The 25,117-nt window shown below is 64.6% G+C and carries 20 protein-coding genes; 16 read left to right on the top strand and 4 right to left on the bottom strand.

The annotated features are described in order from the left end of the window. Positions 1-5 precede the first annotated feature (5 nt). The gene (locus OMW55_RS03650) at positions 6-2,432 is read right to left on the bottom strand and encodes a TonB-dependent receptor (protein WP_264880897.1); all 2,427 of its coding nucleotides are present in this window, start codon (positions 2,430-2,432) and stop codon (positions 6-8) included. 109 nt (positions 2,433-2,541) lie between these two features. Here OMW55_RS03650 and OMW55_RS03645 point away from each other — a divergent pair, with 109 nt between their 5' ends. Together OMW55_RS03645 and OMW55_RS03640 are read left to right on the top strand one after the other, a co-directional pair. Next, positions 2,542-3,435, top strand: coding sequence for a VOC family protein (locus OMW55_RS03645; protein WP_264880896.1), 894 nt, complete (start codon positions 2,542-2,544; stop codon positions 3,433-3,435). Continuing rightward, the gene (locus OMW55_RS03640; protein ID WP_264880894.1) at positions 3,425-4,792 is read left to right on the top strand and encodes an MFS transporter; all 1,368 of its coding nucleotides are present in this window, start codon (positions 3,425-3,427) and stop codon (positions 4,790-4,792) included. Before OMW55_RS03645 ends, OMW55_RS03640 begins: the two co-directional genes overlap by 11 nt. A gap of 15 nt (positions 4,793-4,807) precedes the next feature. On the opposite strand, the gene OMW55_RS03635 is transcribed toward OMW55_RS03640, so the two are convergent. Further along, positions 4,808-5,524 (bottom strand): Coq4 family protein, encoded by a 717-nt coding sequence (locus OMW55_RS03635; RefSeq protein ID WP_264880892.1) that lies wholly within the window; start codon positions 5,522-5,524, stop codon positions 4,808-4,810. Positions 5,525-6,850: 1,326 nt separating this feature from the next. Between OMW55_RS03635 and OMW55_RS03630 the strand changes: the two genes are divergently transcribed. From OMW55_RS03630 to OMW55_RS13835, 3 genes are all read left to right on the top strand, one after another. Then, positions 6,851-7,456 carry a response regulator transcription factor gene (locus tag OMW55_RS03630; protein WP_264880890.1) on the top strand — a complete coding sequence of 202 codons (606 nt, stop codon included), beginning with the start codon at positions 6,851-6,853 and terminating at the stop codon, positions 7,454-7,456. 77 nt (positions 7,457-7,533) lie between these two features. Then, positions 7,534-9,888 carry a PAS domain S-box protein gene (locus OMW55_RS03625; RefSeq protein ID WP_407822095.1) on the top strand — a complete coding sequence of 785 codons (2,355 nt, stop codon included), beginning with the start codon at positions 7,534-7,536 and terminating at the stop codon, positions 9,886-9,888. Positions 9,889-10,262: 374 nt separating this feature from the next. Then, a complete protein-coding gene (locus OMW55_RS13835) occupies positions 10,263-11,279 on the top strand; it encodes an outer membrane protein (protein ID WP_319950650.1) in 1,017 nt (338 codons plus the stop codon). A gap of 2 nt (positions 11,280-11,281) precedes the next feature. Here the strand turns inward: OMW55_RS13835 and OMW55_RS03615 are convergent, their stop codons facing one another. Beyond that, entirely contained in the window at positions 11,282-12,133 is an 852-nt protein-coding gene (locus OMW55_RS03615) for a Crp/Fnr family transcriptional regulator (RefSeq protein WP_264880887.1), read from the bottom strand. Positions 12,134-12,340: 207 nt separating this feature from the next. On the opposite strand from OMW55_RS03615, the gene OMW55_RS03610 reads away from it, so the two are divergent. The 10 genes from OMW55_RS03610 to virB11 are packed head-to-tail and all read left to right on the top strand — an operon-like array spanning position 12,341 to position 22,181. Continuing rightward, positions 12,341-13,288: a ferritin-like domain-containing protein gene (locus OMW55_RS03610; RefSeq protein WP_264880885.1), complete on the top strand. Its 948-nt coding sequence runs from the start codon at positions 12,341-12,343 to the stop codon at positions 13,286-13,288. Positions 13,289-13,312: 24 nt separating this feature from the next. After that, entirely contained in the window at positions 13,313-14,305 is a 993-nt protein-coding gene (locus OMW55_RS03605) for a ferritin-like domain-containing protein (protein ID WP_264880884.1), read from the top strand. A 40-nt stretch (positions 14,306-14,345) separates the two neighbouring features. Beyond that, entirely contained in the window at positions 14,346-15,005 is a 660-nt protein-coding gene (locus OMW55_RS03600; protein ID WP_264880882.1) for a lytic transglycosylase domain-containing protein, read from the top strand. Continuing rightward, positions 15,002-15,301 (top strand): TrbC/VirB2 family protein, encoded by a 300-nt coding sequence (locus tag OMW55_RS03595; protein ID WP_264880881.1) that lies wholly within the window; start codon positions 15,002-15,004, stop codon positions 15,299-15,301. The genes OMW55_RS03600 and OMW55_RS03595 overlap by 4 nt, the downstream gene beginning before the upstream one ends. Positions 15,302-15,305: 4 nt before the next feature. Next, positions 15,306-15,590 (top strand): type IV secretion system protein VirB3, encoded by a 285-nt coding sequence (locus OMW55_RS03590; protein ID WP_264880878.1) that lies wholly within the window; start codon positions 15,306-15,308, stop codon positions 15,588-15,590. Beyond that, entirely contained in the window at positions 15,587-18,001 is a 2,415-nt protein-coding gene (locus OMW55_RS03585) for a VirB4 family type IV secretion/conjugal transfer ATPase (protein WP_407822094.1), read from the top strand. The genes OMW55_RS03590 and OMW55_RS03585 overlap by 4 nt, the downstream gene beginning before the upstream one ends. Next, complete coding sequence (locus OMW55_RS03580) at positions 17,998-19,227, top strand: type IV secretion system protein (protein ID WP_264880877.1); 1,230 nt, start codon at positions 17,998-18,000, stop codon at positions 19,225-19,227. The genes OMW55_RS03585 and OMW55_RS03580 overlap by 4 nt, the downstream gene beginning before the upstream one ends. Then, positions 19,224-19,994 carry a TrbG/VirB9 family P-type conjugative transfer protein gene (locus tag OMW55_RS03575; protein WP_264880875.1) on the top strand — a complete coding sequence of 257 codons (771 nt, stop codon included), beginning with the start codon at positions 19,224-19,226 and terminating at the stop codon, positions 19,992-19,994. The genes OMW55_RS03580 and OMW55_RS03575 overlap by 4 nt, the downstream gene beginning before the upstream one ends. Beyond that, positions 19,981-21,177 (top strand): TrbI/VirB10 family protein, encoded by a 1,197-nt coding sequence (locus OMW55_RS03570; RefSeq protein WP_264880874.1) that lies wholly within the window; start codon positions 19,981-19,983, stop codon positions 21,175-21,177. Before OMW55_RS03575 ends, OMW55_RS03570 begins: the two co-directional genes overlap by 14 nt. Beyond that, positions 21,177-22,181: a P-type DNA transfer ATPase VirB11 gene (virB11, locus tag OMW55_RS03565; protein WP_264881991.1), complete on the top strand. Its 1,005-nt coding sequence runs from the start codon at positions 21,177-21,179 to the stop codon at positions 22,179-22,181. Before OMW55_RS03570 ends, virB11 begins: the two co-directional genes overlap by 1 nt. Positions 22,182-23,107: 926 nt before the next feature. Here the strand turns inward: virB11 and OMW55_RS03560 are convergent. Further along, positions 23,108-24,280: an AAA family ATPase gene (locus OMW55_RS03560; RefSeq protein ID WP_264880872.1), complete on the bottom strand. Its 1,173-nt coding sequence runs from the start codon at positions 24,278-24,280 to the stop codon at positions 23,108-23,110. Positions 24,281-24,632: 352 nt separating this feature from the next. Here OMW55_RS03560 and OMW55_RS03555 point away from each other — a divergent pair, with 352 nt between their 5' ends. Next, entirely contained in the window at positions 24,633-25,079 is a 447-nt protein-coding gene (locus tag OMW55_RS03555) for a hypothetical protein (RefSeq protein ID WP_264880871.1), read from the top strand. The last annotated feature ends 38 nt before the right edge of the window (positions 25,080-25,117 follow it).

Here is a 25,117-nt window from a genome sequence, read left to right as displayed (position 1 = left end):
TGCGCCTAGAAACGGACGGTGCCGACGATGCCGTAGGTACGCGGATCGAGGATGCGCGCATTGCGGTAGCTGCCGACGAGATCACTCTCGATGATCGAGTTGCTGATATTGTCCTTGTTGCCGATGTTTTTGACATAGGCTTCGAAGCTCAAGCGGTCTGTTGAGTCCGTCAGTCGCAGCAGCGCGTTCGCAACGCCCCACGCTTTAATCCGGTCATTGGACGTGTTGAACTCACGGGCGAAGTACGTGCTCTGCCAGCTGTAGTCGCCGCGGAGGGTTGTCTTCCAGCCGCTGCTGCCGAGCGGAAGCGAATATTCACCACCAAAAGTAAGCTTGTACTTGGGCGAGTAAGGCAGCCGGTTGCCGCGGAGGCTGACCGGAACGGCAGGCGTCCTGGTCGGCGTTCCGGTGCCCTGATATTGCGCCGGGTTGGCCGGATCGATCGTCGACAAGTCGCCGATCTTGGTGTGGAGGTAAGAGGCATTGGCGTTGAAGATCAGCGCCTTGACCGGCTCCCACACGAACTCGCTTTCCAGGCCGTAGACCTTGGCGTCGGAGTTCACGGTCAGCACCGACGTGCCGAGCCGCTGCCCCAACTGCAGCCCCTTATAGTCATAGTAGAAGGCCGAGAAGTTGGCTTGTAGGTTGAGCCCTGCAACGCTGTTCTTCGAGCCCAGCTCATAAGCGTTGATGAACTCGGGATCGAACGTCGGCGTACCGGTGTTCCCGACGTTCAAGCCGCCGCCTTTGAAGCCACGCGCGTAGGATGCGTAGACGAGGTTGCGCGGAGTCAGCTTATGGTCGAGCACGACCCGGCCAGTCACGGCGTCGTAACTGCCGTCCGCCGTCGTGTACGGCGGCGGCGCAGAAAGGAAGATCGTGCGCGTGCGGATCGATTTTTTGTCCTTGGTGTAACGCAGGCCCACTGTCAGCTTCGTCGTGTCTGCGAAGCGGTAATAAAGCTCACCGAACGCCGCAACGGACTTGGTCCGCGCTTCGGGCGTGTCGCTGTTGAATATTCGAGCTTCGGCGGGCAGTCCAAGGACGTTGCGAGCGAACAGCTCGATGCCCGGATGGTAGATGATGAAATTGGCGCTGCCCTTGGTATCGAAGTAGTTGGCACCTACCGTGAAATCGAGATTGCCCTTGAAGTCGGAGACCGCGCGGAACTCCTGATAATATGTCCGGCCCGTCGCAATGAAGCTGTCGCTGGTGATCAGCTCGGTGGTAGTAATCGTCTTGCCGGCCGCATAATTGTAGGTGACCGGCTGGCTGAAACGGAACGCAAGAACCGCGTTGTCGTAGTCTGTGTTCGCTGTCGACTTGCCCTTGGTATACCCCGACAGCGCAATCAGGCTGACCGGCCCTACGCTGTGCGACAGCTCGACGCTGAGCGTGTCTTGATAGCCCTTGAACGACGGACTGATATCGTTGGCAACGGTGCGGAGGTCGGTGGGGTTGAGCGCCCCAGCGTAGATGTTGCCGCCGGTCGGGAAGGCAGGGCCAGCACCGACCCGAAGCAGAGTCTGGAACAGCACGCCGCTAACATCCGGCGAATCGAAGCCGAGCTCGACAGGCGAGCAGCCGAGTACGGGCGTCGCCTTGCACAAGCGCTTGTTCTCGCGCGAGCGGGTGCTGTCTTCCTTGCTGTGCTGGAACACCACGTCGGCGCGCGTGTCCGGCCCGACGTTCACCCGCAGCGAGCCTCGCAGCGAGTATTGATCTCGGCCGTCGACGTCACCGCCAAGTCCGATGTTCTTGGTGTAGCCATCGCGCTTGAGTGCGAACCCTGCAAGGCGAAGTCCGCCGAGGTTACCGAACGGCACGTTGACTGCACCCTGGAGCCTGACGGTGCCATAATTGCCCGCTTCGGCCGTACCATAGCCTTCGAACTTGTTCCCGGCCTTGCGGGTGATGAGGTTGATTGTGCCGCCCGTGGTGTTGCGGCCGTACAGCGTTCCCTGCGGTCCCCGGAGCACTTCGATCCGCTCAACGTCGTAGAATTCATCCTGCGGGCGGACACCAATAGGGGCGAAGTTATATAACACACCCGTACCATTGTCGGCCGTGGGCGAGATCGCATTGTTGCCGACGCCGCGGATGGTCGGGCGATCATTGCCAACCACCAGCAGGTTGGGCACCTGCAGCTGCAGGTCGAGGGCACTATCGAGATTGCGCCGCTCCAGCGTTTCGGAGGTGAAGGCGCTAACTGCGATTGGCACGTCCTGGATTCGCTCGCTGCGCTTCTGCGCAGTAACGACGATCTCCTGCTCCGAGCCGGCGGCGGATGGCACGGTCGCTTCTGCGCGGTCGGCATCTGCCGTGTCCGCGCTTCCTTCCGGCGGCATCGGCGCTGCCGTTTGCGCGTAAGCACCTGTGGCCGCAGTCGCCATCAGCGCTGCAAGCATCCCGTAGCGACCAAAACCTGCCATCGATTCCTCCCCGCAAGAGCCTACTAGGCGAAGCGTCAACAAGTGAGGACCAAAAAGCACGCGCGTCAAGGGCTATTGCAAGGTTCGTCAATAAGTGCATCTTCGGGTCATGTACCCTCGGATCCATCACGTCGGCGTCAGCGCCCCTCCCGCCGCCTACGACCTGCTGTCCGACCTAGCGGCCACTGGCGCGACCCGGATCGGCGACAAGTGGGACGTCGGCGACCACGTCATCGAGGTTTTGCGCATGCCCAACCTCTATGTCGCTTGGGAACCTGCGGAGGACCGCGTATCATTTGCAGGGCGCCGCCGCCGCGACATCAACGCGCCCGGTCTTGCTCACTTGTGCCTCCAGGGACGAGATGGAGCCTTGCTTCGCAGGACAATGGAGCAAGCAGGAACCAACTTCTTCTCGCCGCCCATCCGGCTCGGAACTGGTTACGAATATGCCTATGCGCGGGCAGCCGACGGACGGTTGCTCGAGCTTGAGTCGGCGCCGGGCATGCCGCCGCGACCGCCCGCCTGGGTCGCACATCTCGCCTACGTGTCCCAGCGAGCGGACGAACTTGCAGCGTTCTATGCCAGCCTACTCGGCGTCAAGCTGATCAGCGGCGGCCGCTTCAGCCAGAATGCCAATATGGATAGGATGGCAGGGCTGGAGGGCATCGATGTAGAAATTTGGTGGGTCAAATCCGCGCCGATCGGTCTCGAATTCTTTCGCTACCATGCGCCCGCTTCAGGCGATCGCGGCCTCGGCAATGCGAGCTACGCGCACCTCGGGCTGGAGGTGGCGGAGATCGCTGCGGCCATCACTATTATCCGGGAACTTGGCGGATGTCAGGAGGGTGGGATCATGCAGGGAAAGGACGGATCAGCTGCGTGGGCGCGTGATCCTGACGGGAATCGCATCCAGCTTCTACAGCTGCACGGCGATCACCACCGAGTGTCGAGTCTGCCTTACCCCACCATCCTTGCCGAAGCGGATGCCGTCCGTGCCGCATAACACTGCCACCAGCCGCCTCAGCGTCTTGGCCTACGGTGGGCTGGCCCTTCCGCTCGCCACCATCGGACTTCCGCTCACAATCTATTTGGCGCCTTTCTATGCCGGGGAGATCGGCCTGCCCCTTGCAGCGCTCGGGACCGCCATGCTGCTGGCGCGGCTCGCCGATATCATCACCGACCCGATCATCGGCACGCTGTCGGATCGTTGGCGGCCACGGATGGGACGCCGCCGAGTATGGCTGCTGATCGGCGTTCCGGTCCTGCTGATGGGCATGATGCAATTGTTCAACCCGCCCAAGGGGGTGGGACTCGGCTTCTTCCTGCTGTGGCTCGCGGTCATGTACGTGGGCTTCACCATGACTCGTCTGCCCTATTTCGCCTGGGGCGGCGAACTCAGCAGCGAGTATCACCAGCGAACCCGCATCGCGGCCACTCGCCAGACCTTCTCGATTGCAGGCCTGGTAGTCTCGACGCTGGTCCCGGCCGTGATCCTTTCACGCCCCGGAGCGAAAGGCGGCGATGTGTTGAGCGCACTCAGCTGGACGCTGCTGATCCTCCTGCCACTGGCGGCCGGACTGCTCTTCTTCCTGGTACCAGAGCCCGCGCCCATGCCCGACGAGCGCAGGGTAGCGTTGCGAGCCGGGATCAAGGCAATGTGGCGCAACGGCCCGTTCAAACGCATCCTCCTAATCTTGCTACTGGGCTACATTGCGGAAACCTTTCGCCAGACGATCACCGTGTTCTTCGCGCGTGACGTAATTGGCGTACCTAATATCGGTTCGGTGTACGTCATCTACTTTATCGCCGGATTGATCGCCGTGCCCTTCTGGCGCTGGTTCGGGCGCCGGGTCGGCAAGCACCGAGCGCTCGCCATTGCCTTCACCATCGTGCTGCTCACCAACGCCGCGCTGTTCTTCCTGTCGCATGGCCAAACCATGCTGTTCACCGCCATCTTCATTATAAAGGGCCTTAGTTTCGGCGCGTTAGAGCTGCTGCCTGCCGCCATGGTGGCCGACACGGCCGACGTGGATACTGTCATCAGCAAGGAAGAACGGCAGGGCATGTTCTTCGCCGCCATGGGCATCGCGGTGAATATCGGTCAGGCTGCGGGCCAGTTCCTGTCCCTCAACATGCTTTCGCTAGTCGGCTACAATGCCGCGGGCGAGACAGGCACAACGGAGCTGCTGTGGCTGCGCGCCTTCTATGCGCTCATGCCTGGTATCCTGCTCGTCGGCTGCATTCTGCTGTGCCTGCGGTATCCGCTCAATGCGCGCCGTCACGACGCCATCCGCGCCTACCTTGATCGTCGTCGGACGGCCGTGCTGACGACTGAGCTTGGGACGGCGACTGCGGCCTGAGCTGTTGCTGGCCGTCTAAGCAAGCTCGGCGGGGAAGAGCGCGCAGGGATCAGCCATGAAACCATAGTCATGGCGAAGCTCGCGGAGCGGTCGGTCGAGCATCTGCTCGAATTTGACGAACTGAATGCTGCGAGCGCGGCGGCCGAGAGCCCAGCCGCTGGTAATCGCATCCATGGCAGGAACCGTCAGAGCCGGATCCACTAAGGTCATGTGCGCCGTCACCACAGCAATCCACATTGCTGCGTAGGGAAAGTTGGTCTGGGCGAGCCCAAATGCCTGGATGGCAAGCTCCCCGTAAGGCGTCGCGGGATAGCCGGTCAGAACATGGTGCAGATCGTGTGTCTGATACCCCCGCAGCACTTTGTAGCGCAAAACGGCAGGCAGACGGTTGAGTTTGCCATCCTTTTCGAAGGCTTCATGCAGCTCTCTGTAACCTTCGGCGAGGTGCTCCATGAGATCGTTCTCAGTCATAAACCGACGGTAGGCCGCACCAAGACTGCCTTCGGGATAGCGGGCCAAATCGGCAACGCCGATCTCCGGAGCGAACCAGCCCGCGGCAGCAAGCGGCCCCTGCTCCGGGTGCTGCTCGATCGCATCGACATACACTTGGATTGCGTCGCATGGCGCGGCTTCCCACCAGTCGTTGAACAACAGGTGCACCCCGTATGCGTAGAAGTCCTCGGCAGAGCGCAAGAAGAGTTCACCGAAGCGAGCATCAATCTTTCCGGACATGGTGCCTGTTCCGTTTCAAAGGCCTTCCTGACGGTTAGTCCAATAAAGGTGAAGCGCCAAGTCGATTGATCTCTCCCCTAATCGCTCCGGCTCCCCTCTCCCCAAAAAATGGCTAACTAAGACGGTGCAAACGGAGGTTCGCTAACGGGTAAGCGCCGGTTGTGCCTCTGTGGCCCTGGAGGGCACTAAGCCCTTGTCACGGCTTCGCACGGGCGAACGTCTGCTTACTGCTGGTGCGGACCTGAAAGCCGCTGTTCCGCTTCCCGCCAGTAGCAGGGGTTGAAGTTCCGCAACCCGCATTAGCTTGCGTCATAAACCCGCGGTAAGCCGAAGCAGGTAGAAGGCAATTCCTGTATACTGAAAGGGCATGATCGCATGATCCTTGCTGTTGTGCTGCTTACACCGCCTCTCGTCGCAGACCTGTTCCCAGCACCAATCTTGGCCGGCTGTGCACCCGCGCTGTCCGCCGAACCGCCGGTCCCGCCGCCCACTCGCACGTTCGGTCCTGCGGTCCCATACGGTGATCAGCTAGGCGACGCTTGGGAGATGGAGGAAGCCGCTTGCTGGCGAGGCATTTGGACCCGACGCGGTCGGAGCGATGTCTGGGATGGCTACTGGATCCACCCGCGCGGTGAACGAGTACGCGCAACGTTGAGGATTGAGGCCAAAGGTCATGACGTGTCGGTTCTGCGGACCCATACAAATGGTTATTCCTGCCGCTACATAGGGAAGATCAGCGGAGACTGGTGGGAGATCACAGGCACCTATCAGTGCAGCTGGGAACCTGAGACGGCGATTCCTTGGCGGGCACAGATAATCCGCCTTGAGCGCTCTGAGCCGCAGTTGTTGCGCCAGCGCCCCGCAATCTCTCGCAAAGCGCCAGTCATGCGACTTGAGCGCAATTAACATGCCCGTCTGCTCCTGTTCCCGGCGGTCGAGACCGGCAGCAGCCACTTAGCTCATTAGCGCTCGCAAGGTCGCTCGAGATGCCACCACGTCCGTCCTGATCGCTAGCAGCTTTCATTCTGCAAACGCAGACGTCTGCTATCCGCGACTGCGAACCCAAAGCGGCCGTTCCGCTTTCCACCAGGAACAGGCGTTGAGCGGAGAGCTGGCCTGAGCGTCTCAAGTTGGCCGTGAGCGGCCAGTCCGCTTTTCAGATAAGCGCCCGAATAGCTGCCGTTCCCGCCAAACGAACACGGATCACCGTTCGCGCCCGCTGCGGCCGGTCCTATTCACCGGAAACGATTGCACCGCCAGCATAGATGTTTTCTGATGTTGCTTGCGTTCCTATGATGGATGCAGGTGTGATCTTCGAGGGCGGCCTTGAGTAAGCGGGACAACGGACGAGAGGAACTCATTCGGTCGGTCCGCCTGTCGCCGATCGCGTCGATCGTCACTGATGCGAGGCTTGACGATAATCCGATCATCGCGGTCAACGACCCCTTCGAGCAACTCACCGGCTATGCAGAAGAGGAACTTGTCGGTCGCAACTGCCGCGTCCTTGCTGGCCCTGAAACGGAACAGGCGCTGTCGGCCAGCCTGGGCCGCGCCGTAGCGTCGGCCACGCCGCAGGCGTTGCAACTGACCAACTATCGAAAGGACGGAAGCAAGTTTCTAAACGCAGTCATGATCGCGCCGGTCTTCGATGATGCCGGAGAGCTTGCCTATTTCTTGGGTAGTCAGATGGAGGTGCAAGCCCAGACTGCTGATGGCCTTCGCACAAACGCGGTCGAGCGGGTCATGAGCCTCACGGCACAGCAGCAGGCGGTGCTTCGCCTGATGGCCCGGGGTCTTCGAAATCGGCAGATTGGAGAGGAACTCGGCCTGACGGAGAAAACGATCAAGATGCACCGCAGCGCCTTGGTCAGGCGCTTGGGCGTTTCCACCGCCGTCGAAGCCATGCGGCTCGCCATCGAGGCCGGCTTCTAACACCCGAACTTGGCGTCCCGCTTCGGGAGTCGGTTTCCGATTGCGGATCTGTTCCTGTCGAGTATGGACTTTGGTCCATGGTAGCGAGCCGGGGGGCTCAGCACAGGACCAGGCTTTTGCAAGTATCCGACGTCAGGACGCAGCCTCCTGCAGAGGTGTTCCAGCTGCTGGTGGACTCAGTTACGGATTACGCGCTCTACATGCTCGATCCGAACGGCCGGATCGTCACGTGGAACACCGGCGCAGAGCGCTTCAAAGGCTATTCGTCGCGAGAGATCGTAGGCGAGCATTTCTCCCGCTTCTTCACGCAAGAGGATCGCAAGGCGGACCTCCCGACTCTCGCTCTCGCAACGGCGGCGCGGGAAGGCCGCTTCGAAGCCGAGGGCTGGCGCCTCAGGAAGGACGGCAGCCGCTTTTGGGCGCACGCAATCCTCGATGCCATTAGAGCTGACGACGGGTCGCTCCTCGGTTTCGCGAAAATCACGCGCGACATCACGGACAAGAAGGAACGCGAGCGTGCATTGCGAGAAAGCGAGCGACGCTTCCAGCTGCTCGTCAACTCGGTCGAGGACTACGCCATCTACATGCTCGACCTTCAGGGGCGCATCACCACCTGGAATGCGGGCGCTCGTCGCTTTAAGGGCTATGAGGCTGACGAGATCATCGGTCAGCACTTCTCGAAGTTCTTCCTACCCGAGGACCAGCGGGCTGGTCTCCCCGCCCACATCCTGAAGACCGCCGCCGAGCAGAGGCGGTTTGAGATGGAAGGATGGCGACTGCGTAAGGACGGAGCCAAATTCCTCGCGCATGTCATTGTCGACGCTGTGCACGATGACGACGGCAGCCTGATCGGCTTCGCCAAAATCACCCGGGACATCACCGAGAGGCGTCGCCTCGAGCGGGAAACTCACGAAAGCGCACTGCAACTCAAGCTCCTGGTCCAGGGCGTGCGCGACTATGCCATCTACATGCTCGACCAGCGGGGCATGATCACGAGCTGGAACTCCGGGGCAGAGGCAATCAAGGGATATGCTGAGGAAGAGGTGCTGGGGCAGCACTTCTCCCTATTCTATACTGCCGAGGACCGTGCGAGTGGCCGCGCGGAGGCCGCGCTGAAGACAGCCCTTGAGGAGGGCAAGTTTGAGGCGGAGGCGCAGCGCGTACGCAAGGATGGGTCTCTCTTCTGGGCCCATGTCCTGATCGACCCCATCTACAACGAGACGGGCGAGCACGTCGGCTTCGCGAAGATCACGCGCGACATCAGCGAGAGAAAGCAGACGGAGCAGCAACTTCGCCAAACCCAGGAGGAACTGCTGCAATCGCAGAAGCTGCAGGCCCTCGGAGAGCTCGCCGGGGGCATCGCGCACGACTTTAACAACTTGCTAACGGTGATGCGGGGCTCGGCCGACTTCCTGCTCCGCCAGCCTGATCTGCCGGCGGAAAAGCAGAAGCGGTACCTGCACGTGATGCTGGAGACTGCCGATCGGGCAACGAGCCTGACGTCACAGCTCCTCGCTTTTGCGCGGAGGCAACCGCTTGAGCCGGAGATTTTCGATCTGAGCGTCCGGTTGGATGCGATTAGCGAAATGCTGCAGCGGACGCTCGGCAGCCGGTACGAACTCCACCTGGACCTCGCCCCCGCCTTGTGGCTGGTCGAAATCGATCCGACCGGCCTTGAAGCGGCCCTGTTGAACGCCGTCCTTAATGCCCGTGACGCCATGCCGGACGGCGGCCGGATCAGCATCTCCACCAGGAACGCCGAGCGAGCCGGCAAGGAAGGCGTCGGCCTGACGGTGAGCGATGCCGGTGAGGGCATTCCGCCCGAGAAGCTCCAGAGGGTGTTCGAGCCTTTCTTCACTACCAAGCCCACAGGCAAAGGCACGGGCCTCGGTCTGCCGCAGATTCACGGCTTCGCGCTTCAGTCAGGCGGCGAGGCCGAAATCCGATCCGAGGTCGCGCGCGGCACCACCTTGGAAATCTGGCTGCCCCGGACGGACAAGCAGCCCGAAAGGAAGACGGCCGACGGAACCGACACCTATGTACCCTCCGGCTTGAAGGTGCTCCTTGTCGAGGACAGCGACCACGTCAGGTACTTCGCGCGCCAGCTACTTACGGATCTTGGATGCGAGGTCACCGAGGCTGCAAATGGTGAGGATGGACTCGCGCACTCCGAAGCTAAGACATTCGATCTTGTCTTCTCGGATATCGTCATGCCGGGTATCAGCGGCCTCGAATTGGCCGAGCGGGTTCGTGCCCAGCACCCCGACCTGCCTGTGCTGCTCGCCAGCGGATACAGCAGCAAACAGTTCATCCCGCTCGATCAGCGGCAGTTCCCAATCCTGCGTAAGCCGTACAAGCTGGAGACGCTCGCCGCCGCGATCCATCAGCTGAAAGAAGGATCAGCCCGGCAGTCGTCTGGATGTTGCATGTAATCAGCTGATTGCATCGAACGACCTGCGCCTGCTGCTACTGAATGGCTGGACTTGGCCGTGAGCGGACGGTCCGCTTACGGCAGCTTTGAACCAGTTGCGGACGCAACAGAAGCTTCAGATTTATTGGCCGCGCTCTCGCCCTCTGCTTAAGTATGCCGCAAATGGCCGCAACCGGGATGTCGACTACAAGCGACAAGGCTTTGCTGGCCCGAAGTGTTCAGCGTGCGTACCAAGCCTGATTAAAACATTGCTCCGGCAAGCATATGCTTCAAACCGCCGAACGCCGCGAAACAGTTTATTTTTTCTCGCATATCCCTGCTGATTGGAGTGCGGTATGGCGGCGGCGGGGGCGTTGCATCTCAACAGGAGACTTCATGCGCAAGCTCTACCTTACCGCTGCGACTACCGCGGCAATAGCGGTTGCTTCTCCGGCACTCGCTCGGGACGGACAGCCCTATCTCGGCATTGAAGGCGGCCTGCTCTTCGCCAAGGACCAGAACGCGGACATTTTGGTGGACTATACGACCACGCAGACGCCCGCCGCACCATTGGCGGCTGCTGGCCCCGCGGACGCGAGCTTCGGCAATGCGCTGGAGCTCGACTACCGCCGTGGCATCGATCTGGATGCGGTGGTCGGCTACGACTTTGGCCTTTTCCGGCTGGAAGGTGAGATTGGCCAGAAGCGCGCGAAGCTCGACGACTTTGGAATCGACGCCGCGTTTGTGAGCGCCTTGAACCTTGCGCTCAACCGTCCATCCGCCGCGCCCGACCCCGGAGCACCGGGAATCGCCCCGCTGGTTGCAAGCGATTTCACGCTCGATGGTCGCGCACGCATTCTTACAGGCATGGTCAACGGCATGGTCGACTTCGGCAATGACGACGGCCTGTCGTTCTACGCTGGCGGCGGTGTTGGCCGGGCACGTGTCAAGTTCGCCGGAACCAAGGACAATGCTTGGGCCTACCAGCTGATCGCCGGTGCACGCTACGCGCTAAGCAGCAACATCGATTTCGGGCTCAAGTATCGCTACTTCCGGACCGGCAACCTCGACCTGGCGAGCGACAGCGGCATTGCACTGTTGGGCAATCCGAACCGCTCGGTGATCGGCCCGTCCGCACCGGTGATCGTGGATCAGACCACCAACGCCAACCTGTTCGCCAATTACGAGCAGAAGTTCCGCAGCCACTCTGTGCTGGCCAGCGTGATCTTCAACTTCGGCGCCCCGCCCGCGCCCCTGCCTCCGCCGCCTCCGCCGCCGCCCGCGCCGGTTTCAGCGGCGCCGCCCGCGACTCAGACCTGCCCCGACGGTTCGGTGGTGCTGGCGACCGACACCTGCCCGCCGCCGCCGCCGCCGCCGCCGCCGCCGCCGGCTCCGGCGCCAGAGCGAGGGTAAGGCTAGGCGGGCGGCTCGGTCCGCAACAAGAAAGAGGGCCGCTCAGTGGGAGCGGCCCTCTCTCTTTGTTCGTCTTGCCTCTTGTCACCTGACGGTGCCGCGGCCCCTGCGATGGTGCCGGCCCCTTTCCCGAAAGACCCGATCTCGTCGCGGTAGAGGGCTTCGGCTGCGCCATAGCAATCGACCACCAGCGCCTGCATCCCCGCACGATCGCGAACGACGATCTTCCCGCGGCGGCAGCGCACCAGGCCGGCGCCTTCGATGATGTGCAGGCAATCGGTAATGCTCGCGCGGCGGGTGCCGAGGTTGGCGGCAATTTCCTCATGGTGCACCAGCAGCTCGTCCCCGCCCACCCGATCATGCCGCAACAGCAGCCACCGGACCAGCCGGACGTCGACCCGGTGCGAGGCGTAGGCGCAGATTGTCTCCGCCATCTGCACGCCGATGACGTTGACGAACCGGTTGAGGCAAGTGCCAAGCGCCGGAACGACGCCGGCGATCGCCAGCAATGCTTCCGTTCGGATCCGTAGAACGGTCCCGTCCCGACCACGGACGATCGCGCGATAGGGCGAACTCCTGCACCCCGCCAGGGCCGGCCAGCCGACCATGCCCTCGCTTCCGACCAGCGCCACTTCGACCCGGTTCTGCTCGATCGAGATCAGCGGACCTTGCGGGAAGTAGATGTACTCGCCGGCATCCGACGCCTCGAACAGGATGGTATCGCGGGTGACGGTCTGGGTTTCTAGCGAGGTCTCGATCTCGGCCCGAACCCCGGGTGCAACAAGATAAAGGAGATTCGTCGTTGCGCTGGTGAAGCACGGCCGAGGCCACGCCGCATGGGCATGCGTCAGCAACAGCGAACTCCCACTCTGCAGGCCATCGGTGAGTCACCTCGTGGCGGCTTCTTAAGCTATATTTCTATGAGTTGGGAACAAAATTCCGCTTAACTTCACGCAGCTTACCCGTGCGTACGCCGCCGTACCGGGAGCGGTGCGGCCCTTGGCATCGTCCGCTTCTTTCCGGATGACGACCCACCCGGCACCTCAAATGCGGAGACAGCGATGACCGACCAGGAGTTGATGCTCGACGTACTTGAGACCGGAGCGAAGCGCCGGGAGGAACGGCGCGCTATGATGCAATCCCTCGGCGCCTACGCGGTGGCCGGTGTCGGTCTTGCCGCCTCGACGTTCGCGTCGCGCGCCGCAGCCCAGACGGTGTCAGATGCCGACATCCTCAACTTTGCGCTCAACCTCGAATATCTCGAAGCGCAATTCTACAGCTTCGCCGTCAACGGCGTCGGCCTGCCGAACGGAAGCCTGACAGGAACGGGGACTCAGGGCGCCGTTACCGGCGGCCGGCAAGTCAACTTTACCGATCCGGTGGTTGCGCAATATGCGCGGGAGATCGCCCAGGACGAGATCGCCCACGTCAACTTCCTGCGTACTGCACTTGGCACGGCGGCGGTGTCGCAGCCGGCCATCGACATCGGCACCGATCCCGCGGGCGCCTTCTCCACCGCGGCGCGAGCGGCGGGACTGGTCAGCGCCGGACAGTCGTTTGATCCCTATGCCACCGACGAGAACTTCCTGCTCGGCGCCTTTATCTTCGAAGACGTCGGTGTGACCGCCTACAAGGGCGCCGCGCCGCTGCTCGCGAACAAGACGTTCACGGAAGCGGCTGCAGGCATCCTGGCGGTCGAGGCCTACCATGCGGCGATCGTCCGCACGACGCTGTATCGCAAGGGTCTTCAAACGCCCGCGCTGATCGACGCGACCGAGAAGATCTCGACTGCCCGCGACACGCTCGACAACCCGGTCGACGACGATCAGGGCATCGCGCCAATCGGCGACTCCAGCAACATCGTCCCGGTCGATGCCAACGGCCTCGTCTTCGGCCGAACCACGGGTGACGTCCTCAACATCGTCTACCTCAACGGTGGCGCGGTGCCGAAGGGCGGCTTCTTCCCCAACGGGGTGAACGGCAACATCACCGTCAGCACTGCCGGCTAGGCTCCAGAGAAGAAAGCGGTCGCCATGAACCAGCATGAACTCATCACCGAAGTGTTCGAGCGCCAGGCCCAGCGCCGCTCGGACCGCAGGGCCTTTCTCAAGTTTGCCGGCATGTCTGCGGCGGCGGCCGGCGCCGTGGCCGTCAGCGCGTGCGGCGGCGGCGGAAGCGGCGACGGCCTGGGCGTTGGAGACAACGTCAACACCCCGCCCCCGCAGACCGGTCTGTCGGATGGCGACATCCTGAACTTCGCGCTCAACCTCGAATATCTCGAAGCGCAATTCTACAGCTTCGCCGCGACCGGCGCCGGACTGGCGTCCACGCTCCTGACGGGCACCGGCACGCAGGGCGCCGTGACGGGCGGGCGAGCCGTGAACTTCACCGATGTCGTGGTGCGGCAATATGCCAACGAGATCGCCGCGGACGAGCGGGCTCACGTCGCCTTCCTGCGCACCGCCCTCGGTTCGGCCGCGGTGGCGCAGCCGGCCATCGACATCAGCGCGACGCCGACCGGTCCGTTCTCCCAGGCGGCGGTCGCGGCTGGACTGATCGCGCAGGGTCAGTCGTTCGATCCCTACGCCAGCGACGAGAACTTCCTCCTTGGCGCGTACATCTTCGAAGACGTCGGAGTGACCGCCTACAAGGGCGCATCGCCGCTGTTGCAGAGCGCGACCTTCCTGTCGGCGGCCGCCGGCATCCTCGGTGCCGAGGCCTATCACGCCGGCCTGATCCGAACCGTGCTCTACGCGAAAGGCATCGCCACGCCGGCGCTGGTCGATGCCACGGAGGCAATCTCCAACGCCCGCGACAGCCTAGACAACCCGATCGACGACGACCAGGGCGTCCGGGGTTCGGGCGGCGCATCCAACATCGTTCCGGCCGATGCCAATGGGATCGCGTTCAGCCGGACGCCGGGCGACGTCCTCAACATCGTCTATCTCAACCCCGGCGCCGTCGCGAAAGGTGGCTTCTTCCCGAACGGCGTAAACGGATCGGTGAACCAGAGCACGGCAGGCTGACCGGGCGCAGGCAGATGGTGCATCCCGAACGGACACTGCCATGAGCAAGGCAGGCAGGCAGCAGGAACGATCCGGCGCGTGGTCGGTCGAGTTCAGCGCGGCCGCCTGGCTCGCCGTGGCGGCGTTTGCCTGCCCGTCACGGGCGTCGGCCGACGTACTGGAACTGACGGCAAAAGGAACAATCGTCATCCGCGCCAGCGATCGACCGCTCGACGCCGTGTCGGCCGCTGGCCCGGAACTGATCGATGCCGTGCAATTGCCACCCGAGGCGATCACGCCGCTAACGGCGTCGCTCGTGCCCACCGCCTTTGCGCAAGTGGTCGAACAGGTGGCGGACGCGCACCAAATCAGCCCCGCCCTGCTTGAAGCGCTGGTCTGGCAGGAAAGCCGCTGGCGTCCCGGTGCGCGTTCCACCGCCGGCGCGATCGGCCTGGCGCAGCTGATGCCCGCCACCGCGCGCGAACTGGGCGTCGACCCGCAGGATCCCGGCTCCAACCTCGCCGGCGGCGCACGTTACCTTCGCCAGCAGCTCGACCGGTTCGATGGCGACATCGAACGTGCGCTGGCCGCCTACAACGCCGGGCCCGGCCGAGTGCAGCGCGCCGGCGGCATTCCGATGATCGCCGAGACCCGCAACTATGTCCGGACCGTCGTCGATCGCCTTTCCGGCTCCACAGTTAATCAAGGAAAGCGACCATGAAGTACTCGCCGCTCGCCATCATCGCTGCCGCTGGCGCCTCGCCGGCGGCGGCGCAGGGGACCGATCCGCAGGGCTCCGGACCGATCGTGGCGGCGCTCAGCTGGCTGCAGGGCACCCTGCTCGGCAATGTCGCAACCGCCGTCGCCGTGATCGCCGTGGCGATGGTCGGCTTCATGATGCTGACCGGTCGGTTGAACTGGCGGTTCGGCGCAACCGTGATCGTCGGCTGCTTCGTTTTGTTCGGGTCGGCGGCGATCGTGTCGGGCATCCGGTCCACGGCAGCGATTTCGGGGTAGGGTCGTGGCGCCGCTCAACAGCCATCCGGTGTTTCGCGCCCTGACCCGCCCGCAGATGTTCGCGGGCGTCACCTATAGCTTCTTCGTGCTCAACGCCGCCATCACCACCGAGGCGTTTCTCATTACCGGTTCCTTCCTGGCCCTGCCGGTGGCGCTGCTGGTGCACGGTGCGGGCTATGTCGCGTGCCTGCGCGAACCGCGCGTGTTCGACCTGTGGCTGACCAAGGTCAGCCGCTGTCCCCGCGTCCGCAACTGGAAGCAGTGGGGTTGCAACAGCTACGCGCCATGACCGCCCATTCGTCCGGATCGGCCTCGATGGCCCGCTGGGCCCGCAAAGAGCAGCGCGCCGGTGACCGGCTGCCGTACCGACGCCTGCTGGACGAGCGCACGATCGAGCTTCGCGACGGGTCGCTGATGCGCTCCATCCACGTGCCCGGAATGGCGTTCGAGACCGCGGACGCTGACGAGCTGAACCACGCCCATGGCGTACGCGAAATGCTGTTGCGGAGCACGCTCGATGCGCGCTTCGTCCTCTACCGCCATATCGTGCGCCGTCCGGTCTCCGCCAGCCTGCCGGGTGTTGAGCAGCCGGCGTTCGCCGCCCACCTCGACGCGTTGTGGCGCGAGCGCCTCGGCAGCCGGCGGCTGTTCGTCAACGACCAGTTCCTTACCCTCGTGCGCCGGCCCGCGCGCGGCAAGACCGGCTGGCCCGAGCGGCTGGTGCGCAAGCTGGCACGAAGCAAGACGGCCGAGCACGACCCCAAGGTGTCGCGTGACCTCGACGCCGCGGTGACCGCGCTGGTCGCCGGCCTGCAGGAATATGGCGCCCGCGTGCTTGGCGGCTACGATGGCCCCGGCGGACGATGCTCCGAGCCGCTGGAACTCCTGTCCGCGCTGTTCAACGGCGATCTCCGCCCGGTGCTCGATCCGGGTCCGGGCGTCGACCTTGGCCACCACCTGCCCTACTCGCGCGTGAGTTTCGGCGTCGACGCGTTCGAGACCCGCGGACCCACCAGCCGCAGCTTCTGCGGTACGCTGGGGATCAAGGAATATCCCGCAGCGACCCGGCCCGGACTGGTCGACAATCTGCTGCGGCTGCCGCACTCGCTGGTGCTGACCGAAAGCTTCGCTCCGGCCGACCGCCAGATCGCCAAGGAACGGATGGACCTCGCCATCCGTCGCCTGCGCGCTACCGACGAGGAAGCGACCACAGAGCGGCGCGAGATGCTGGGCGCCAAGGACGTGCTGTCGGCCGGCCAGTCGGCGTTTGGCGACCACCACCTGACGCTCACCGTCCGGGTGTCGGAGCTTGCCCAGCTCGACGAGGCCCTGGCCGAGGCCGGCGCAGCGCTGGCCGACATCGGCGCCGTGGCGGTGCGCGAGGACGTCAACCTGGAACCGGCGTTCTGGGGCCAGTTCCCGGGCAACGAGACCTACGTCGTGCGCCGGGCACTGATCTCCACCGCCAATGCGGCCGGCTTCCTGTCGCTGCACGGTTTCCCGCTCGGCCGGGCCGAGGGCAATCAGTGGGGCGATGCCGCGGCCTTGTTCGAGACCACCAGCGCAACGCCTTATTACTTCAACTTTCACGAGAACGACCTGGGCAACTTCACCGTGATCGGCCCGTCGGGGTCGGGTAAGACGGTGGTGCTGAACTTCCTAGCGGCGCAGGCGCAACGCTTCGCGCCGCGCACGGTGATCTTCGACAAGGACCGTGGCGCCGAGATCTTCGTGCGGGCGATGGACGGGCATTATGCCCGCCTGTCCGCCGGCCAGCCGACCAGCTTCAACCCGCTGCAGCTGCCGGACTCGCCGGCTAACCGCGCGTTCCTGCGCGACTGGGTTGGGACGCTGCTGCAAGCGGACTCCGGCGAGGAACTGCGGGTCGTCGCGGAAGCGGTCGAGGCCTGTTACGAGCACGATCCGTCCTTCCGCCGACTGCGCCACTTTCGCGAGCTCTTGGCGGGGAGCCGCCGTCCGCAGGAGGGCGACCTCGTGTCGCGCCTGGGGCCGTGGATCGGTTCGGGCGAGCATGCTTGGCTGTTCGACCATCAAGACGACCAGCTCGACCTCAGCCGCAAGCTCGTCGGCTTCGACATGACGGCGCTGCTCGACAACCCGCGGCTGCGCACGCCGACCATGCTGTACCTGTTCCACCGGATCGACGAACGGTTGAGCGGCGAACCGGCGCTGATCCTGATCGACGAAGGCTGGAAGGCGCTGGACGACCCGGTGTTCGCCGGCCGCATCCGCGATTGGCTCAAGACCCTTCGCAAGCGCAATGCACTGGTCGGTTTCGGTACCCAGTCGGCCCGCGACGCGCTTGAAAGCAGCATCAGCAGCGCCATCGTCGAGCAGACCGCGACCGGCATCTTCATGCCCAACGCCAAGGCCCGCTCGGAGGATTATTGCGCCGGCTTCGGCTTGTCGGAACATGAGCTCGACCTCATTCGCGCGCTGCCGGCGCACAGCCGCTGCTTCCTCGTCAGACATGCCAACCACTCGGTGGTAGTCAGGCTCGACCTGGCCGGCCTGCCTGAGGTGCTGACCGTGCTGTCCGGGCGCGAAACCAGCGTCCGCCGTCTCGACGCGCTGCGGGCCGTTCATGGCGACGATCCGGCTGGCTGGTATCCGCACCTGACCGGGGAGGACTGGCCCGGCCACCTTGGCGATCCCCACTACCGCCAGGCCGCCGAATGAGCGATTGCCCGACCCTCACACCCGACGGCACGGCGGGCGTGGCCGACGCGCTACGGGTGGTCGACTGCGCTTCCGCCAACGCCACCGCCAGCGCCTTCGGACGGCTGTTCGGCCCCGATGGTGGACTGGGCACGGCGCTGACCCTGCTGCTGACGCTGTACGTCGGGCTGCTTGCGGTCAACCTCCTGAGCGGCCGCTCACGCCTCGGCCTCAACATGCTGACGCCACGCATGCTGGCCTTTGGCCTGGTGCTGACCTTCGCGACCAGCTGGATGGCGTATCAGAGCGTCGTCTGGAACCTGCTGACCGGCGCTCCCGACCAGATCGCCTCCGTCATCACCGGTCAGGGGGGCTCGGCAACCGCCGCCTTCGCCAGCCGCCTCGACGACCTGTTCACCGCCGTTGCCAGTGCCGCCGAAGCGGCAAGCACGCCGGCCCCGATGACGGCCACCGGAGTCACGCCCGCACCCGCGCAGGCGGCGGGCTGGACGGCCGGCGACGTGCTGTGGCTGGCGGCGATGCTGCTGCTGCTCGGAACGGTGGGCGTGCTGCTGGTCGCCCGGATCGCACTGGCCGCACTGCTTGCGGTCGGGCCGGTGTTCATTGTGCTGGCCCTGTTTCGCGGCACCCATGGGCTATTCGTCGGCTGGCTGAAAGGCGCGGTCATGTTCGCCGTGGTGCCGCTGTTCACCGTCCTGATCGGTGGGGCGGCACTGGTCCTGCTGGCACCCGTGGTCGCCGAACTGAAGGGCGGCGCGATCACCATGCGCGCGGCAGTGACCATGTTCCTGGGCGCGGCGGTCTATGTCGCGCTGATGGTGCTGGTGCTCCGGGTCAGCGGGACCATCGTGTCCGGCTGGCGCATCGGCGGGCGCGATCCGGTGGAGACCGGGGGCACCCGCACCGCGCAGGTCGTGACGCTGGCCGCCAGCGGTGCATCGCTTGGCGAGGTGGGCACGGTGGCCGGCGGTAACGGCGCTGCGGCGTCGACCAATACTTCAGACCGGGTGCGGGCGATCGTGGACGCTACTCGCGGGCCCGCGAACGATCGCGGCGGCCCGGCTGCGGCCGACCGCCGGACCGCGATCGTCACTGCGGCGGGCCGAAGTTCGTCCGACGACGGCTACACGGCGGCTCCCAGCCCCCCGCGCGACCAGCGGCTGCGCGGGGTGGGCGCCCGCTTCCGGCCCTCATCCGCGCCTGTTCCGGGACGCCCGAAACCATGAGATCTATCCCCCTAGCCTTCGCGCTGCTCCTGCTCGCCAGTCCGCTGTTCGCCGCGCCGCCCGACACCCGGGTGCGCTCGATCCTGTTCACTCCCGACAAGGTGATCCGGCTGGTCGGCAAGCCCGGCTACCAGAGTTCCGTCCGCTTCGCCCCCGATGAGCGGATCGAGAATATCGCGGTGGGTGACAGCGCCGCCTGGCAGGTCACGCCCAACAAGCGCGGCGACCACCTGTTCATCAAACCAATGATCGCCAATGCGCGTAGCAACCTGATGGTGGTGACGGACCGGCGGACCTATCTGTTCGATCTCGAAGCATCGCGTACGGCCCAGCCCGTCTATGCCCTGAGCTTCCGCTACCCCGACTACCCGGCGCCTGGCTCGGTACCGCCGCCGCCGGCCCCGCCGCCGTCCTCGGTCCCGGTCGCCGTCGCGGCCGCCACTCCCCCCAAGCCGCTTAACCTCAACTTCGGCTGGCAGACCCGGGGTGCCAAGTCGCTGCGGCCGTTGCGCGTGTTCGACGATGCGAGCGCGGTCTACCTGCGCTGGCCGGAAAACGTCGCCCTGCCCGCGGTCCTGGTGCCGGCGCCTGACGGGACGGAAAGCCCGGTTAACTACAAGCTGGAGGGCGGCTATATCGTGCTCGACGGCCTTCCCCAGCAGATCATCGTCCGCAAGGGACGGGAACAGGCGATCGTCACCGCCGATCGCCGCCGCACCATCGCGGTGCAGACCGCAAGATCGGAGGATCGTCGTGAACGCCGCTGACAATGGATCAACCCTGCGGCGGAACGTGACCGACGCGCCGATCGGGCTCAGCGGTCAGCTGGTGCCGTTCGACCCGCGCCGCGACATGGACGAAGGCGCGCTGGTCGAGGCCAGTCGCGTCGCCTACCCGGCGGTGGCGGCCAAGCCATCCCGCAAGGAAGGCTTTGGCCTGGCCGCCGGCGGGGCGGCCGCCGTGCTCCTCGGCGTGGCGACCTTCCTTGGGCTGAGCAGCGGGCGCGACACGCGACCGGCGACGGCCGCTCCGCCGCAGGCTCCCGCCGCCGCCCCGGCCACGCCCGTCGCGGTTCCGCCACCTTCGCCCGAGCAGCTTGCCGCGATGAACGGCGCCACCCATCCCACCGGATCCTTGGTGTTCTCATCGCCGCCGACTTCGTACCCGCAGATCAGCGCCGTCACCCCGCCGGGCGCGGCGTCGAACGGCATCGCCGAACGCCTGCGCTCGCCTGCCCTGGTGTTCGACGAATCCGGTCCGGTGCTCCCGGCCGCCACCGACGCGCCCGCCGCGTCTTCGCCGACCACGCAAGCGCGCACCCGCCCAGGTCCGGTGGGCGACGACTTCGCGGCGCGGGCCGATGCATCGGCCTCCGACACTGCAACCGCCCGGCCAATGGTGGATCCGGCGAGCACCGTCAGCCAAGGCACGCTCATCCCGGCGGTGCTGGAAACGGCGATCAACAGCGACCTGCCCGGCTACGTCCGCGCGGTCGTCAGCCAGGACGTGCGCAGCTTCGATGGCAGCCGGGTCCTGATCCCGCGCTCGTCGCGGCTGGTTGGCCAGTACAAGAGCGGCCTCGCTGCTGGTCAAAGCCGCGCCTACGTCCTGTGGTCGCGCCTCATCCGCCCGGATGGCGTGTCCGTCGCCATTGCCTCGCCGGGCACCGACGAGGCCGGGCAGAGCGGGCTGGCCGGTGAAGTTGATTCGCATTTTTTCAAGCGCTTTGGGTCGGCCCTGCTGCTGTCCGTGGTCGGCGCCGCCAGCGCAATCGGGACCGGCGGCGGGTCCATGCTCGGGTCGGGCGGCGGTGCCAGCGCGGCCGGCGTCGCGGCCCAGCAGAACGGCTCCATTCCGCCCACCGTGCGGGTCCGGCAGGGCCAGCCGATCCGGGTCTTCACGGCCCGTGACCTCGACTTCTCCAGAGTCGGCTCAGCAGGGCAGCCGTGATCGCAGCTCCAGCGGATGCACCGGCTCCTGAGCTCGTCGCGCTTGGTGGCACCGGCGGGGTCTACCTTGCCGCCTACCTGCGCCCGTTCCGGCGCTGGCTCGAGCGCGACGACATTTCCGAAATCATCGTCAACGGCTGCGGCGAGGTGTGGATCGAGGCCGCTGGCGAGATGCGCCTGACTCGAGTGGATGCGCCGGAGGTCGACGATCTCCTGGTCAGGCGCCTCGCGGAGCAGGTGGCGCGCACGACCCATCAGGGGGTCAGCCGGGAACGCCCACTGCTTTCGGCCACCCTTCCCGACGGCGCGCGGGTCCAATTCGTGTCGCCGCCGGCCACCAGGCAGGGTTGGGCCATGGCCATCCGCCGGCACCGGCTGGTCGACCTCCCGCTGTCCGCCTATGCGTCCGGCCCCCTGAACCCGCCCACCCAGTCAGCGCCGATTGATCCGGACGTCGACCCCCTCGGCTATTTGCGGCAGGCGGTCGCGGATCGCCGGACTATTCTCGTCAGCGGCGGAACGTCGTCGGGCAAGACCACCTTCCTCAATGCCCTGCTGCGCGAAGTGCCCGCGGCCGAGCGCGTGATCCTGATCGAGGACACGCCCGAAATCCGCCTGCAAAGCGCAGCCAGCCTCGGCCTCGTCGCAGTGAAGGGCGAATTGGGTGAAGCTCGTGTCAGCGTCGACGACCTGCTCCAGGCATCGCTACGCCTGCGGCCCGACCGGCTGGTCGTCGGCGAACTGAGGGGCCCCGAAGCGGTCAGCTTCTTGCGCGCGATCAACACCGGCCACCCAGGTTCGTTCAGCACGATCCACGCGAACACCCCATCGGGCGCGCTTGAGCAGCTTGGCCTGATGGTGATGCAGGCCGGTCTCGGCCTCACTCGCACCGACACGCTGACCTACGCCAAATCGGTGATCGACGTCGTCGTGCAGCTCGACCGGCGGGAGGGAAGGCGAACCGTCACGAACATCCTCGACTTACGTGAGGCGGATAAGAGCTAAGTTGAGCCGGAAGACTCTCGGCCGTACGAAGCGAGCGGCATTGTAGGGGATGTGATCGATGCAGCCTTGTGATCTGCTGATAGGGGCGCCTTCAACCTCCGACTTAAATACGACCGGTCCAATGGTCGGCAATTGGGCCTTCATAAACATCGGCGGGAACGTACGTGCGGGCAACGGTGCCGGCGGTGCGGGCCAGCTTCGGGCCTCAACGTCAACGGCCAGTTGTCGTGCAGCGCGGTGTTGCCGAGTTGATTCCCGAACTCGTTGATAGCGGATTGGTCTAGCTGAACGAAAGTCCGCTTACGGGTGCCGGCGAGACGCACCGTGACGACCGAAGTGGGCGCTTAGCGGCCGCGATCAGCACCGTACTCAACCGCGCTTATCAGACGTGAGATTTTCAGGTTGGTGATCTTATAATGTTTGACCCCCTGCTGACGCTCTGCACTTGGGTTGAGGGCAGCAGGGCATTGCGGCCCTCGTGCGCGTGCGCGTGCGCGTGCCCACGCGGGCGAAAAACTGTATTAGCGATATCGTCACGGTTCAGCGGCGCTGTCCGCTTTGCCGATCGAAGAGATTGGCTCACCCCCTCCCATCCTTGTCGAAGGAGGGTGACTGCCTGCCTGCTGATCCGGCCGAAGCCATGCGCTCGCGATACCGCGCCACCTCAGCGGCCTTGCGACACAGCTCCGAGCAATAGCGCTTGCCTGGCATGCTTGAGTGCCGTGCAGCGTGCTTGCGGTGGTCCTCGAAGGGTAGACCACACCGCTCGCAATGTGGGGGGTCGTAATCCCAACTGTGGACGTGCGAGTTTTCGTTCGCAGCGGCTGTCCGTGGGAGGGGGTGTCGAGATCTTGAAGCCCCCTGGTCGGGACAGCGGTGGTGGACCTCGCTGTTATCGCTAACTGGAGGTTTTTCGTTCGGGCGCATTAGGCTGCGGGCGCCCTGTGTCCCCCATTCACTCTCTTCACTTCATTCACTCTGTCATCATTCGAGTGAAGGGAGTGAACAGAGTGAATGGGGGACATGAGGGTGTATCGGCCGCCCGCATGCTTATCGACCTTGCCCTCTTGGAAGAGCTTGGTCAGGGCATGGTTCACGGTCGAGCGCCCTTTGCCGAGAGCAGCGGCTAGCTCGGTCGGGCTCATCGGCTCCGCCTCGCTGCTGAGCAAGGAAAGGATCTCACGGCGCTCCGGCGTATTAGCGATTACTGCGGTGCCACCGGGCATGATCCGCCAGCGGCAGCAATCCGCCTGGAACTCCAGCACAGTTTCAATCTCGGGCAAGTCCCGGCCTCGGCCGTAAAGAATAGGCTGCTGCGAGCCTGCGTCCTTCCGAAGTACGAGCACTGAATCTGCGGCGCCGGTAAGCCCGTGCGTCCCGCTCACCGCATCAAAGGGGTCGTCGGCTTCCTGCTTGCGGGTATGGTGCACGAGAACGATCGCCACGCCGTAGTCGATCGCCAATTTCTGCAGCTTGGAGGCGAACTTGTAATCCTGATCGTACCGAGCATCCCGCCCCACGGAGGCTCCACGCACCTTGGCGAATACATCGATAGCAATCAGGCGGGGGTTGGCGGAGCCCGTGAGCCACTCCTCCAGCCGGGCGATGCAATCACCATCGAGGTCAGACCACTCTGTTGCGAAAGTAAGAGTATCGGGCGCATCGGTGACGCGCATGTGTTGCAGCCGAGATTGCAGCCGGCGTTCATTATCCTCAAGCGCGAGGTACAGAACATCGCCTTGGATGCAGCCGACGGAGCCAAACGCGAGCCCCCCGCTTGCGACGGCCACAGCCCAGTCCAGCACAGCCCAGCTCTTACCAAGCTTAGGCGCACCGGCGAACACAGTTAGCCCTTCTACGAGGTACCCCGGCACCACGAACTTAATAGGCGCGAACGCCTTGCTCATGAGGTCGCGGGCCGAGATGCCGGCCTTGGGAAAGGCTACTACCGTGCTGCTCTTTCGGTTAGCCATTGCAGCCGTAACCGATTGATCTTGTTGGGCGTGGTTTATGCCCGTTTGCCAGTCTAAGTCATTGTCATGCTTAGCTTGTGGCACCCCTCTTGGGTGCGCCATTCCGTTTAGCGTTCTGAGCACCACGTGATCTCGTGAGCAATCGCGCTAGAGCGCTCCGACGCCTTGTTCGCTACGACCCTCAGCAGCCGGCGGCAGTGTTCGCCTCTGAGCAAGCTTCATCGACGCCGAGAGGTTCAAAGCGACTCCTCAGCGCGCCGTAGGTCGCAGACGCTATATAGAGGCTAGGATGAGCCGCATGGTTTCGAGCGTCGGTCCGCCAGCAAGCCTCGTCATCAGGCATTAGAGGCGGTGCAGGGTCACGTCGGCCGGAGCATGGGCACGTAGCCGCTAATGGCTTTCCTTCTCGTGAGCTTCCGTCAGAAAAACGCGGGTTCGAGCAGTGGCGATTGATCCCGGTGAGAGTTAGGGCGGTCCCGTGATTCGATCGGCTAGTCTTGGCGATCTGAGGCGGCTCTGGCTGCTGCTGCTCGGCCTTGGCCTGCTAGTTCGCGCCCTTGTTCCTGCCGGATGGATGCCGATCGTCGCTCCGGACGGCATTCGCCTAGTCCTCTGCTCGGGCTTGCAGGAGACTGCTCCCTCCCCGTCGTACGAACCGGGTCATCACCGCTCCGGCGAAGGTCATCAGATGGTCGCCGGTCACGGGGGCGGCCATGGCAAGGGCGAGCAGGGCAAGAAGTCGGACCGTACGGCACCCTGCACCTTCGCCGCATCTGCACTGAACGTTCCGCTTCCGCCGGTGCCGGCAGCGCTCCTCGACCTGCTGGTCATCAAGGTTGTGGCGAGTGCCTTCAGCCTCGTGCGCATGGGTCAGGGGCTTGCCGCTCCGCCTCCGCCCAGCACTGGACCACCGTCGATCTCCTGACCTCTTCGCCGGCCGTGTGGCGCGCCGGCCTCATCTTT

The sequence above is a fragment of the Sphingomonas arvum genome, from assembly GCF_026013565.1.
In the GTDB taxonomy this organism is placed as follows: domain Bacteria; phylum Pseudomonadota; class Alphaproteobacteria; order Sphingomonadales; family Sphingomonadaceae; genus Sphingomicrobium; species Sphingomicrobium arvum.
Note: the sequence above shows the minus strand (reverse complement) of the source record. Positions and strands in the feature narration are given on the sequence as shown.